The sequence below is a fragment of the Spirosoma sp. KCTC 42546 genome, from assembly GCF_006965485.1.
In the GTDB taxonomy this organism is placed as follows: Bacteria; Bacteroidota; Bacteroidia; order Cytophagales; family Spirosomataceae; genus Spirosoma.
Genome location: NZ_CP041360.1, coordinates 2,071,275 through 2,085,512, shown reverse-complemented (window position 1 = coordinate 2,085,512; position 14,238 = coordinate 2,071,275). Strand labels below are relative to the sequence as shown.

The following is a 14,238-nucleotide window of genomic DNA, read 5'->3' as shown; positions in this document are numbered from 1 at the left end:
AACAACTCAACTATGGAAACTCCAACAGACAAGACGGTTCTCATTACGGGGGCCACCAGCGGCATCGGTCGTGAACTGACCAACCTGTTTGCCAAAGACGGTTATAACCTGATTCTGGTTGCCCGTTCGGGCGATAGCCTCCGGCAAATTGCGGATGAATACGAGCAACAGTTTGGCATTAAAACAACCATTATAGCTCAGGATCTGGCGGATCCCAAGGCTGCCGATGCTATCTACGAACAAACGCAGCAACAAGGCCTTACGGTAAATATCTTGGTTAACGACGCGGGTATGGGCGAGTATGGCAAATTTGCGACCGAAACCGATTTGCAGAAAGAATTGGACATTGTGCAGATTAATGCAGTATCCCTGATGCACCTGACCAAATTGTATTTGAAGGATATGGTAAGCCGCAATGAAGGTAAAATCCTGATGCTCGGTTCCGAAGTGTCCGTCATTCCGAACCCAATGATGGCCGTTTACGGCGCAACGAAGGCGTTCATTAAATCGTTTTCGGAAGCCATTCGGAATGAACTGAACGATACCAACATCACCATTACGGTGCTGATGCCTGGGGCTACTAATACGGATTTCTTCAACAAAGCGGGTGCGGCCCATACCAAAGGTGCCGACCCTTCCAAAACGGCAAACCCAGCCGACGTGGCCAAGGAAGGCTACGAAGCGTTGATGCAGGGCAAAGACCATGTGGTAGCTGGCTGGATGAACAAGGCCCGGGTAGCTATGGCCCACGTCCTCCCCGATCCGTTACTAGCAGCCAATGTCCGAAAAGACATGACACCCAAAGACGAGTCGGATGAGCAGTCGAAAAAACAAGTACCCAACCTGGCCGTGAGTGTCGGTCTGGCAGCGGGTGTCATAGCCGGACTTTACCTGGCTTACCGCCGGAATAATTCGTATGATACGGCGAAGTACCGCTATCAGGCCTGGAAAGGGGCAGACTCCGCAAAAAAGTCAGCGGAGTCTGTCGGTAAATCGTTGAAAGGTTCGCTCAAAAAAGCCAAAACATCGGTAGAAGATGCATTAGCTTAGTAGATTAATGGGTTAGTAAACTTAAAAAGGGCCGATCAGCCCTTTTTAAGTAATCAACATTGGCCGTCGAACTGTTAACGGGGCTTTTAAAAAGAGGAAGGTTCACTACTTACTTCAGGAAAATCTCGTCATTATCGGTCAGGAACATCCGGGTACTTTCGGTGTAGGTTCCGCCGGTTGGGGCTTTATATTTTAGGTCGACGTAAAACGCCCGATAACCCGATGCCGGATACAATTCATTGACAGAAAAGGTAGATTTATTCTTGATACCCAAGCTTTTACCTTCCCATTTTTCGTCCTGAAAAATCATATCCGTCGAATTCGCCGACCAGACCGTAACATCTTCCAGCTTATCGGACGTTGCTTTTACTGTGATGTCTACCCCTTTCTTCGTAGTCGATACGGCCCATGTACAGGCCGGGTAGGGTTGTTTAGCTAAGGTAGTTCCGAAAAAAGCGTTTAATGCTTCCAGTGCCTGCCGCTTATCGCCCAGGTCATGACCAACATTGGGCACGTAATGGATGTAGTTCTCGCCCGGTATCTGGCCAATGTAGTGTTTAACGGCATCAACCGTCCAGTATTCATCATTGGTACCCATGAACAACATTTTGGGCATGGTTAATTTTTTCCGGTACGAATAAGGGTCAATCATTTCATTGATGGCAGTTCCTTCTTTGGTGTTAGCGCTCTGCGGAATACCGATTTTTACATAATCTTCAATCTGTTCACTGTACTTATTCCAGCTCTTAATTTGATAATCCAGATTGACCGGCATATTCAGAATATCGATCACCATAGGCGCAATGGCCGTAACCCGTTTATCACTCGCCCCCGTGAGCCAGGTAGTCCAGCCACGCTTGGAAGCACCCGACACAACAAACCGATTAACGTCTTTATGCAGCGTTTCTTTGGCTAATGCCTGCACCGCATCCATTGCCCGAACGGCACTCTTCACCATCGGAAACAGCAGCGGCCAGGAATAATCGCCATCTTTTTTAAACTGATGCAGGGTATACGAAATCAGGGCATCTTCGGTCAGATTGCCATACAACGGCTGGTTGGGTGTTTGCCGCAGTACGGCTGCAATAGCGTTGTTCTTGCTGGCCAGCGTACTGATTGCCCGGTTAAATCCATCTTCCCGTTTGTTCCAGTTTGGCTCGCCTTCTTTAACAGAACCACCAGTAATAAACAGCAGCGCACCGTCGTACTTGATTTCCTTCGGAACGAGTACCGTCAGTTGGTGCTTCCAGGTATGTTCCCGCCATTTTTGGGACGTCAGCAATACCTCGTAGGCCGTAATGTCGCCATAGGTGTAGGTGTCTTTTACCTCCCATTTAAACGTCTGATCACCATTTTTTAAATAGCTTTCCAATGCCGTTGATGGGGTGATACCGTCCACTGGTTTGGAAGAATTAAATGAAAAAAGCGTACTGATACTGATAAGGCCAAGAAAGGCAAGGGTTTTTAGGAAATAGGCTTTCATTGATGTATTAGGGGTTAATGTATAGGTAGCGCGGACATTCTGTCCGCGCTACTTGTAGCTATCTGCCTTCGGTGAGTCGGCCACTAATTTCAGCGCTTCGTCCATGTAAATTTCGGCGGTGTTCTCTCCAAGACTGGTGCGGCTTACGTAGTCATATCGTTTGAAACTGTTGAAGTCTACTTTGGTCAGCATGTAGCCAAAAGCATCGTTCGTCAGGCCAAACAGCAACGGGACCTTGGTGTGCATATGTCGTTTGAGGTAAAACCCAATATTCGGCAAAGCTTCGCCCGGAATGGTTAGGATCTGGGCGGTACCAACGTTGAGCAGGTTTACCTGAGTTATAACCTTATCGCCGGGACTTACTTTGTATTTCAACGGCGAGTTTTTGACGATGTATTTCATCACATCCGATTCAATCGGAAACGTGACGTTTCGGGCGGTACAGAACAGCGTGGGATTAGCCTGAGTCTCAGCGGGACTCACAATACGTAAAGCTTCATCGGCCAGTAATTCCCCAATTCGGATACATTCTTCCCAGGTGTTCGCTTCTTTCGATCCTTCACGCCGGTTATCGGCCGTGACCATGCCACCCTGAGCACCATTCATAAACAGCGCAACACCACCCACTTTCGATTCAATTCGCTCGCAGAGCGGACCGCATAGATCAGGGCTAAGAATACCTCGACCAGAGCCAATTACTTCGGGGTGAATGGCGTAGTTAACCAGCGTTACGATGGGTTTACCGGCATTCGTTCCAGCCGTTGCTATTGCCTGAATAACACCACATCGTGGATCATATAACTCAGGCGCGTAATAGTTGTAGGCAATTTGCCCTTTTGCATCGCCAACCGCAATTTTCAGCGAAGCCGGAGCCAATTTCGTCACGGCTTCATTCACCGCATCGGTCATAGCCTGTACGCATTTATCCAGGTACGGAAGATCGGCAAAAGACTCTCCTTTCTCATTCGGGAAACCGTAGGCATCGGGCCCGCTGTGGGTATGCGTACAACCAATCAGGATATTTTCGGGCGGAATTCCTTTGATAAGCGCTCTGGATTTATTCCCCAGTACCGACGGCCAGCCCAGATTATCGACGCTGACGATGGCTATTCGGGTACCCCCTTTTTCAAAGACACAGGCCCGGACAAATAGCTCCCCTTTTTTCTCAACCGCTTTTTTCGGCGTACCGATGCCTCCCGAAACGGGTAATAGAGGATTCGGTGTAATCAGCCTGACAGCCGCTCCCGCTTTGAAATCCTGCGCCAAAGCGGGGGTAGACAGCCATAAGTAGGCAAGCGTGACAAGGAGTTTCTTCATATGAGTATGATGGCGCAAGGCTCTGGCCTTGTGCCATCAAAGTTTAATAATAGCACAAGGCCAGAGCCAACGTGGCCCGGCCTTGCGTATTGGGCATCACACACATAAAACTTCATCTACCAGGGCTTACCGGTACCCTGAACCAGCCAAGGTTTTGACCAGGCGCTGTTTTTACCATCAGACTGCGAGTTGGCGGTCACTTCCAGCTTATCCATAGCGGCTGCCGAGTTCGTTTTGTTGAGATTCAACTCATCCCGCATGTAGTAAAAACGAAGGGGAAGGGCTTTCCGTTTAGCCGCATAACCTGCCGATAAGGCTGGCAAACCGGTCCGCCGGTAATCAAACCAGGCTTCGGTAGCAGCTGTCCAGCTGGCAATCCATTTTTGACCAATGAGCTGCGACAATGTGCCATCATAGGCAACACCTTTCTGCGCAATGAATGCCGTATAACTACTGGCCAATCCCCAGGCAGTTAACGAGGCTTTTACACCCGCTTCGTATTGGGTTTTGGCATCGCCAGCGGCCCAGCCTTTCTGTGCTGCTTCGGCCAGAATAAACCGTACTTCAGCCGCCGAAACCAGTCGGGCTTTTAGTAGCGTTCCTTTGGCCTGCGTATATATTTCGTTCAGGTACGAAACGTGCGGGTTAACCGATGTCTGGCCGGGGGTTGGGTTGAAGTTATAGCCCGATGGAAGCTGAGAAACACTGGGTGGCAAGCCAACGTAATTAGGATCGGTATCAATTTGAGTCGTTCCAACTTTATCAGGCGATAGGTACCGAACCCCGTTTACAATTTTATCCGTACCGGCTGGCAATGTAGCATCCACGGCCAACGGAATCTCTACCTTTTTGGCCCAGATGGCCAGACGGGGATCACTGGTTGCCTGCATCGGCTTGAGCAATGTAGAGCACATTTTTATCCGGCGATAGTTGCTTCCGCTAATATCGAACACGGCATTCGATGGCCAGGCATCGCCCGAGTTGTTACCTACATACGCCATGGTGGCATCGACAGAGGAATCGTCAATGATGGGATACTGTGCCGGATTGGCTACGATTTTCTCAATGCCAGCTTTTGCCACATCAGGCTGTTTGGCCGAAATCCGCATCAGATACCGAAGCTTGAGCGAGTTAGCCAGTTTCTGCCATTTGGTAGGATCACCCGCATAATACACATCGGCACTTTCCACAATACTCGAGTAAGATGCCTTGGGTTTTGAAAGCAAGATATTGGCTTTATCCAGGTCTGCCAGAATACCCGCATAAATTACATCCTGACCGTCGTATTTTGGTGCAATGTTATCTGTACCACCCAGCTCGCCTTTCAGTGCATTGGTATAAGGTGCGTCGCCCCACAAGTCGGTGATCAGGCCGAAGAGCATGGATTTCATGACCAGCGCTACGCCCTGCTGAAATTCCATGTTCAGCGCAACAGCCCGTTGGTAAACCAGGTCATTATTCCGAAGCTGATCATAATAAGCCGTCCAGCTCTGATCGCCACCCCAGTCGTAGTCGTTATGGCCGCTAAACCAGGCATCTTTCTGCGTATGTTGCACGACACCGGCAATATCCTGAAAGCCAAGGTTTAGGTAAAGTTTAGCGGTTTCAGTTAGGACCGTTGGCAAAACCAGGTTGGGGTTCACCGTTTCGGGCTGAACGCCGTTGGGATTCACATTCAACTGGCTCAGGTCTTTACAGGAAAACAGGAAAGACACAAACAGAACCAGGCAGATCGTGCTCTTTTTGAGTATATTTTTCATGACTGAATTACGTTTTTAGTCATTAGTGGTCATTTTTAGTCATTTCAGTTGTCAGGCGTTGCGCTACTCAATCAACTAACACTCAGCTTGTTCCTACAAATGACTCAATGACTACGAATGACTATGAATGACTATGAGTTTAGAACGTGAGACCAAGTTTGAAACCAACCGGAATCGTCCAGGGGGTTACGTTATAGCGTTCAATACCTTGCTTAAACTGGGTCCCCGCTTGTGGGCTGGACTGAGGCTGGAAGGCCATTTCGGGATCAACGTTGATTTTAGCGGCTGTCCACAGAATAATGTTACGGCTATAGACGGAGAACGTAGCATTCTGTAAGCCAATCGACTTCACGAATTTAGCGGGGATATCGTACCCCAGCGAAATCTCACGCAGTTTAACAAACGAGGCATCGAAGGTAGCTGCCCGGGTAAAGCTCCAGGGGTAGTTATCGCCATAAGGGATAATTTTGGTGCCCGATCCACCCAGATTTTCCGTGTAGCCGGTTATGTTACCCTGCGAGTCATACTGCGCAATAACCCCCGGATTGAATACACCGTATGCATAGGTTTTACCCCCGAATTCAAAAGGATACCCGCCATACGCTGCCGTTGGACCGCCCACAATCGGGAAGAAATTACCGTGAATTTTGATGTACTCATCCTGATTGGCCACCAGCCAGTTGCGCAGCTCGTCGCCCGAACGACCACCTGGATTGATCAGGTTATCCAAAAACCGCTGTGAGCGCAGATCCGATTCCATGTAGCGGTACGTCTGCGAGACGAAATCACCACCAGACCGCCAATCGAGGGAGAGATTGAGAGTGAAGCCTTTGTACGACAAGGAACTCTGGGCACCCAGAATAAAGTTGGGGTTGAAGTTCCCAATTTTGTTCTTCGTGTTGGTAGCACTTGTGCTCTGCCACGAACCATCGTTATCCAGAATTGGGTAGCCATAATAGGGTGATTTCTGGTCGGTTACGGTAATAACGGCGGCATCATAGATATCCCCAACTTTATCGCCTACGTAGGTCCAGGCACCGCCTTTGGCATCCGTCCATAAGGTGTAATAGGGTATACCTTCGGCCAGTTCTTTAATACGGGTTGTGTTCTTTGTGAAGTTGGTGGTCAGGTCCCAGCGCAGGCCGCCTTTGTCGAGAATGGTTCCTCCCAGCGAGAGTTCAACACCCCGGCTTTCCAGCAGACCCGCGTTGATATTTTTGGTAGTGAAGCCCGAAGAAGGAGCAATCTGCGAGGGTAGAATCTGGTTGCGGTTCTCCGACATATAATACGTTCCCGAAAAACGGAGTCGGTTCCGGAACATATTGTAATCAATACCCACTTCATAGGAGGTGGCAATTTCAGGCTTCAGTTCTGGCAGCAGGATGCTTCCTGATTTTGACAGACGCGTTACGCCATTCCAGGCACCCGCATCGCCCAACGTGGGGTACAAACTGTAGGGGTTGGCATCGTTACCTACCTGTGCTACACCCGCCCGTACTTTAAACAGATCAACGTTGTTGGAGATGTGAAACATCTCGTTGAGCAACAAACTCACCGAAGCCGAGGGGTAGAAATACGAACGGTTGTTGACCGGCAGGGTACTTGACCAGTCGTTTCGGGCGGTCAAGTCCAGGTAAATCATGTCTTTGAAGCCTAAGTTGGCCGTGGCATACGCACTGTAAATAGCCTTTTTGTACAGGTAATTATTGTACTGAAGGTTGTTTGGTGCAATATTCTGAATGGTGTACAGACCCGGAATAATTAACCCTGCTCCATTTTTGCTGCTGTTACTTAGATCCGTTGACTGCGAATACCGATTGTTCCCCCCCGCCGATACTACGACGCTCAGCGCATTGAACCGTTTGGTATAGGTAGCCAGGAAGTCGGCATTCCGTTCGTAGCGTTTCAGGTTAATCAACCCATAAGCGCCATTGGGCTCACCGGTATAGCTCTTGGCAATTTTGGTTTCCCGCTGTTCAGAATAGGTGTCGAGCGAATAGCGACCCATTAATTTGATTTCGGGAGTTAGCTGCCATTCTGCCCGCAGGTTGCCAAACACCCGGTCCCGCACATAGCTGTTGTTCACTTCATAAGCCAGGAAGTACGGGTTGTTGTAGTTGCCGATACTCTGTGACTTCTGCTGAAGCCCTTCTTTACCAGGTACCCAATAATCGCGAAGGTCATTGATATCGATGTGCGAGCCAACGGCATACGCCCACTGCATGGGATTGGTACCCCGTTCGCCAGCCGGGCGGTTGTTGGAGTTATTCCGGCTAAAGTCCAGGTTGGTGCTCAGGGTCAGCTTGTTACTCACCCGTACCGTTGTATTGAGGGCCAGCGTGTTTTTGAACAGATCAGAGTTTGGAATAATACCCCGGCTGGTCATATTGGAATACGAAAGCCGATAGGTGACCTTTTCCGAGTTATTCGAGATCGAGACGCCGTTTGTGCTGGTAATACCTGTTCTCACAAAATCACGAACGTTGTTGGGGTGCGAAACGAGGGGCGTTGGAATTTGCTTCCCATCCGATCCAACCGGGCTATTCCATTGTATAGCTTTGTACCCTTTATCCAGTTCAGGACCAACACCACCCGACGAGCTTTCGTCAATTTGCAGAATGCCGCCCGGATACGGGTTGTTGTCCGGCGTAAAGGGCAGAATACCAGTAGCAAATTGGCTCGACATTTTCAGGTATTTGTACGGCTGATCAAATACCGTATTTGACGTAACCGATACGGTCATTTTCTGCGATTTGGAACCGCTCTTTGTCGTAATTAACACCACACCGTTACCCGCCCGAGAACCGTAGAGGGCAGCGGCACTGGGACCTTTCAGGATCGATATGTTTTCCACATCGTCGGGGTTGATATCGGAAATGGCGTTCCCGTAATCGACGCGGTTGTCGTTCCCGATCTGGCTCACGTTATTCAATGAGTTGGCAACCGGAACTCCATCCACCACAAACAAAGGCTGGTTATCCGTATTCAGGGATTTTGCGCCCCGGATAATCATGCTCACCGACGAACCCGAGGGTCCAGTTGAGCTGATTTGCACCCCCGCTACACGGCCTGCCAGTGAGTTCAGTACGTTTTCCTGCGCCACCCGACTCAGATCCTTGCCCTGCACTTCGCCAACCGAGTAGCCCAACGAGCGCGCTTCACGCTTGATACCCAGCGCGGTAACGACGACTTCGCCCAGAACTTCGTTGTTTTCAACTAAGGCTACATCAATGACCGACTTATTGCCGACCGCTATTTCCTGCGTTTTATACCCGATAAAGGAATAGACCAGAACCGCATTATCGTTGTTGACGGTAATAGAGTAGTTCCCGGATTTATCGGTAACGGTACCAATCTGGGTGCCTTTTATCAAGACATTGACCCCTGCAATAGGCTGGTTATTGGTGCCTAAGGTTACGTTCCCGGTGATGGATCTGGCCGGTTTACTTCTGGCCGGCCCATTGGCCAGCGCATGCATACAGCAAACTCCCACCAGCATGACAATGGTTAGCGTTTGCCTCAGAATAAACTGAAAAGTAGAAAATGGTTTCATTCGTGTTCAGTTATGAGATGTTCAATAAATACAAAGGTTAATTAAGAGAAACGGCAATGGGTAATGTACAACGATTAATGGGTGATGAACAATTAGCAAATAACACACTGGCTTTCAGAAAGATAAGTTCGCAGATCAATCAGTATCCATTATTCTTTGTACATTATTCATTATCTATTCACGTACGTGATTATACCCGTTCATGGAGTTGGCAGACTCGTGTCTACTCCGGTTGTTTATCAGGTTCAGGTTGAAACTCGTGTTGATTCAGCAATTCAGTAAAGTAAGCCTCGAGTACATCAGAGTAGGCCTGTCTGTCCTCGGGACTATGCAGACCTGCCAAAAATTCATCGAGCTCTTCTTTCGACAGGTTGTTGCTGATTAATTTCTCAAGAAGGTATGTGATGCCTTGCCTCGACATTGCTTTGGTGTTTAGGCAGTTTACACATACTACGGGCAAGGCCGAAAAAAAGACTATTCCCCTGACTGTATTTATTTTAGTTAGTTCGATAAGTCTACCCGCTCCCGCAACAATTGCTTGGCTTTTACGAGCTGGTTCTTTACTGTATTCTTTGAGATACGTAGTGATTCGGCTATTTCCTGATACGATTTCCCACCTTCTACATTGAGCAGTAGAATCTGTTTTCGTTTTTCAGATAGTGCATTAATGGCTGTGTGGAGGAGCATACATCTGACTTCCAACTCTTCCGGATCATCTTGGGAATTCCGCTCCATCCGTTCCATATACCGTTGCCTGAGCAGCTGGCTTTTTTCCATCTGCTTTAGGTAATCAAATATCATATTCCGCAGGCAGGTAAAGAGGTAGGAGCTAAAATTCAGTTCTGGGTTAATAAGCGCCCGTTTCTCCCAGATCTTTATAAATACATCATGCACCATATTTTCGGCTTCTTCCTTATCCTTCAGGAGGGAGATGCTGAACTTAAGCGCTGGTGTCCGGTAATGCTGGTATACTTTAGCAAAAGCCGCCTGATCACCCTGAATAGCCAGGAGAATAATGCTTTCGGTGGGACAAGCCATGAGTATAGAAAAGTTAAGGTGGAAATTCAGAATAGAAACACGGCACTAATTCAGATCGAACAATCAGGTATTTCATCAGATCTACAGACCGCTTGTTTACGGTAAAATCCAACAAAAACTCGCAAATTGAATTAATCACAAAATTTTTATAAACAAATCCAGAAAATCACCGAATAGGATTTTGGATTAATTAGACAGAATGATTTTTCGCCAACTCGCACTGTTAGTTATTAATCAATCTGCCATGGAGATTTATTCAAAATAAAATTTGGCGTAGACTCCGTAGCCGCAACAAATATAGACCTGCCTATTTCAATTTATTTTCGCTTCTTGCGTAAAATTGCCTTCAATTTGCGCAAAGTCATTAAAATTTATACTGACATAATATTCCTGTCTGAAAAAAATCTACTATTCGCACAGTATCAGGTGCTTACAAAAAAACCAGCATGTATTGATTGGAAGGCACATAACGTTGGGGTAACGTACCGTTTGGAAGCAGAAATAGCCTCTAGCCATACCAGCAGACAATTATCTTCCTTCCGTTGATCTGGAAATTAACCATGCTGGCAATAGTCCGATACACCAGCCAGGGAGTATATCAGGGGAACGCTACGCACGACGACACCCCAATCCCGAATGAAGTTGTATCGATGTTTCCGACAAGCGACTACCGCTGGTATGCTGGGCCTTCTGCTCTGGGCCTGCCAGTGGGGTATGCGTTCGTCGGAGGAAAACAGCGCATCGACAAGCATCTATACCGATGTACCATTCGAACAGGAATACCATGAACCATATCCGGTTGGGGTGGATGCCAGAGCCAATGAGGTACGCAGCATTGTCGTCGACGGTCAGGGGTCAGTCTGGATTGCTACAGCCGCTGGAGTATTCGTAAAAAAAGCGACCCAGACGGAATGGACAGCTCTATTCTCACCTACCGATCAAGGTCCTGCCTATTCAGTAGCTGCCGATGCACAGTCGGTAGTGTGGGTGGGCGCCTGGAATGGCCTCTATCAGTATACAAATCAGAAGCTTACTCAGATCGCAGGCCCCGTAGCGCCCATTTCATCGGTGGTTACGGCATCGGAAGGTACCTACGCAATAGGACCACAAGGGGTATGGCTGATCAACGCAACTGGCTGTCAGAAAAAGAACTACCCTATCGCACGCTCCATCCGACATGCACTGTCGGATCGGCAGGGTGGCCTTTGGATTGCCACGGACGTTGGTCTGTTTCATGCTACCCCTAACCAAACCACGCTCCTCCAAAAAACAGATGAGTTACTGAGTGCTTCCACCAAAGACATTGCGTTCGATACGGCTCAACAGCTGTGGGTTGCGGGTCTTGGCGGAGTAACAATTTTGCAGCAGGGAAAGCCCAAACGGGTGCTGCAACCAGCACAGGGCACTCCATCCGTTTATGTGAATTGTATTGAACGGGCACCGGATGGAAGCATGTGGGTTGGAACGGAAACGGGCGTAGTTCGATACAAGCCCGATGGTAGCCATTCCCTTCGGTTTAGTCGCCGGTGGCTGCTCGACGATCACGTAAACGATATCGCCTTCGACGCCGAAGGAAACGCCTGGATTGCCACAACAAAAGGTGTAAGCGCTATTAAGCGTAGGCCGATGAATCTGGCGCAAAAGCAGGATTATTTTTACGATGTACTTATGAAGCGGCATATCCGTAGCCCCTGGATTGCCGGGCAGTGTCGCTTACCGGTTCCGGGCAGTGTAACCACCTGGGAGCCAGACGATGACGATAATGATGGGGAGTACACCGCCAACTACCTGGCAATGGAGTGCTTCCGGTATGCCGCCACAAAAAATCCAGATGCCAGAGCGAAGGCGAAAAAGGCATTTGATTTTTTACGACTTCTTCAGGAAGTAACGGGGCCAGATGGCTTTTTTGCCCGAACCATTGTTCCGGCTAACTGGACTCGGGTGGACGATGGCAACCGTACATTTAGCCCGCAGGAACGAGCCGACGAACTCGTAAAAGAGCCTCGATTCAAGCCCGTTGAAGTCCGTTGGCACACCTCTATAGATGGGAAATGGCGGTGGAAAGGCGATACCAGCAGCGACGAACTCTGCGGGCACATGATAGGCTACTACGTGTACTATGAACTGGTAGCGGATGAAGCCGAAAAAGCGGTCATCCGCAAACACGTTGCCCGGCTAGTTGATCACCTCATTGCCAACGACTTCACGCTGACGGATGTATACGGTACCCACACGCGCTGGGGAGTGTGGTCGCCCAACAAACTTAACCGCGACCCCGACTGGGCACCCGACCGAAACCAGAATTCCATGGAATTGCTGGCGTTTCTTAAACTGGCCTATCACGTAACCGGAAAACCCGATTACGAGCACCATTACCGACAACTCATTGACAAAGAAGGCTATCTCGATAATATGGCGAAGATCGCGGAACAGAATCCCGCCTGGTTCATTTACTTCGATGTCATGCTGGCGGCTTATGTCTATCCCATTCTGGTTCGCTGCGAAAAAGACCCCAAAATCCGGGCTTTCTATGAAGAGCATATGGATACCTGGCTCCAACAGCGTAAAGCCGACAGAAATCCGCTTATCAATTTCCTATACTGCTATTCCCGCAATAAAAAAGTCGAACTAGCGCCTTCCATCGAGTTTTTAGTCGATACACCCCTTGACTTAATTAACTGGACTATCGACCATACCAAACGTGAAGACGTGCGCATTGTGCGAACGCCGGTCCTGGATGAACTTCAGGTTAGCGAGCTACCCCCCGCCAGTATACGCACCGTTGTTCGCTGGGATAAAAACCCCTGGGCGGCCATAAACGGCCAGCCTGATATTGAACGTGAACCCGTTTTCTGGCTACTCCCCTACTGGATGGGACGCTACCTGGGAATGATTGACAGTAAAAAATAAGTTTACGTGCGTTTGCACAAATCGATAAACTATGAAATCGCTACTAATTAGTCTGTTTGCCATTCTGTGTTGTACTGTCGGTAAAATGCATGCGCAGACCTATGCCGAAAAACTAGGCTGGCCGAAAGGTGCGAAAGTGGTTATTTTTCACGTAGACGATGCGGGTATGTCGTACCCATCTAACCAGGGCACTATCAAGTCGCTGGAACAGGGAACGGCCACGTCTACGAGTATTATGATGCCCTGCCCCTGGGCAGCCAGTTTCGTGAGGTATGCGCTGAAAACGGGAATTGACGCAGGCATTCACCTCACCCTGACCTCCGAATGGAAAAACTACCGATGGAGTCCGCTGGCAGGCGGCAAACAGGTACCCGGCCTGACAGATCCCGAAGGGGCTTTCTGGCCGGAAGTGCCCGACGTGATCAAACACGCCAAAGCCGATGAAGTTGAGCTGGAAATGAAAGCGCAGATCGACAGAGCTATTGCTATGGGGCTGAAGCCCACCCACCTGGACTCACACATGGGCACGCTCTTTGCCGATCAGTCGTACCTCGACCGGTATATAAAGGTGGGTATTGCGTATGGCATCCCTGTGATGTTTCCGGGCGGCAACGATAAACTGCTGATCGAATGCACGAATTACCCAATTATCAAAAAACTACAAGCCGAAGGCAAATGGAAAGAAGGCATGCAGTTACCCATTCCAGAACTTGTTAAAAATACGAAAGCGGTTGGCGAACTAATCTGGAAAGCCGGTTTGCCTGTCCTCGATGACTTACACACGATCAGTGGAAACTGGCGGCCCGATACCAAAGACGTTAGCCCCGAAGCCTGGGGCAGCTATAAAACCGAGCAGTTTAAAGATGCTATTTCCCGGATGGAACCCGGCCTTGCCATGTTCATTGTCCACAGTACCGATGCATCGGAGGAATTCAAACAAATCTCATCCTCGGGAGGCTCACGCTTAGGTGACATGCTTTCCATGATGGACTCAGCACTGAAAGCGTACCTGAAAAAAGAAGGCATTATCCTAACCACCTGGCGCGAAGTTATGCAACGCAGGAAACAGGCGAAGTAAGTATCTGGCTACCTGGCGCGGGTATTTACCCGTGCCAGCCTACCAGATA

Annotated in this window: 9 protein-coding genes; 3 read left to right on the top strand and 6 right to left on the bottom strand. The window is 49.0% G+C overall.

Going from position 1 to position 14,238, the window contains the following annotated elements; translation table 11 throughout:
* Positions 1 to 12 precede the first annotated feature (12 nt).
* Entirely contained in the window at positions 13 to 1,050 is a 1,038-nt protein-coding gene (locus EXU85_RS08355; protein WP_142771648.1) for an SDR family oxidoreductase, read from the top strand.
* Between the two features lie 109 nt (positions 1,051 to 1,159).
* On the opposite strand, the gene EXU85_RS08350 is transcribed toward EXU85_RS08355, so the two are convergent.
* The 6 genes from EXU85_RS08350 to EXU85_RS08325 form a co-directional block, all read right to left on the bottom strand.
* Positions 1,160 to 2,533, bottom strand: coding sequence for a PhoPQ-activated pathogenicity-related family protein (locus EXU85_RS08350; protein WP_142771647.1), 1,374 nt, complete (start codon positions 2,531 to 2,533; stop codon positions 1,160 to 1,162).
* 48 nt (positions 2,534 to 2,581) lie between these two features.
* Positions 2,582 to 3,850, bottom strand: coding sequence for a hypothetical protein (locus EXU85_RS08345; protein ID WP_142771646.1), 1,269 nt, complete (start codon positions 3,848 to 3,850; stop codon positions 2,582 to 2,584).
* A gap of 116 nt (positions 3,851 to 3,966) precedes the next feature.
* Positions 3,967 to 5,610: a SusD/RagB family nutrient-binding outer membrane lipoprotein gene (locus EXU85_RS08340; RefSeq protein ID WP_142771645.1), complete on the bottom strand. Its 1,644-nt coding sequence runs from the start codon at positions 5,608 to 5,610 to the stop codon at positions 3,967 to 3,969.
* A 139-nt stretch (positions 5,611 to 5,749) separates the two neighbouring features.
* Positions 5,750 to 9,163: a SusC/RagA family TonB-linked outer membrane protein gene (locus tag EXU85_RS08335; protein WP_142771644.1), complete on the bottom strand. Its 3,414-nt coding sequence runs from the start codon at positions 9,161 to 9,163 to the stop codon at positions 5,750 to 5,752.
* A gap of 223 nt (positions 9,164 to 9,386) precedes the next feature.
* Positions 9,387 to 9,584, bottom strand: a complete 198-nt coding sequence (locus EXU85_RS08330) for a hypothetical protein (RefSeq protein ID WP_142771643.1) — start codon at positions 9,582 to 9,584, stop codon at positions 9,387 to 9,389.
* Positions 9,585 to 9,664: 80 nt separating this feature from the next.
* Positions 9,665 to 10,201, bottom strand: a complete 537-nt coding sequence (locus EXU85_RS08325; protein WP_142771642.1) for an RNA polymerase sigma factor — start codon at positions 10,199 to 10,201, stop codon at positions 9,665 to 9,667.
* A 636-nt stretch (positions 10,202 to 10,837) separates the two neighbouring features.
* Here EXU85_RS08325 and EXU85_RS08320 point away from each other — a divergent pair.
* Both EXU85_RS08320 and EXU85_RS08315 read left to right on the top strand, forming a co-directional pair.
* On the top strand, positions 10,838 to 13,111 hold the full coding sequence (locus tag EXU85_RS08320) for a two-component regulator propeller domain-containing protein (protein ID WP_142771641.1): 2,274 nt from the start codon (positions 10,838 to 10,840) through the stop codon (positions 13,109 to 13,111).
* Positions 13,112 to 13,142: 31 nt separating this feature from the next.
* Entirely contained in the window at positions 13,143 to 14,189 is a 1,047-nt protein-coding gene (locus tag EXU85_RS08315; protein ID WP_142771640.1) for a polysaccharide deacetylase family protein, read from the top strand.
* Positions 14,190 to 14,238 lie beyond the last annotated feature (49 nt).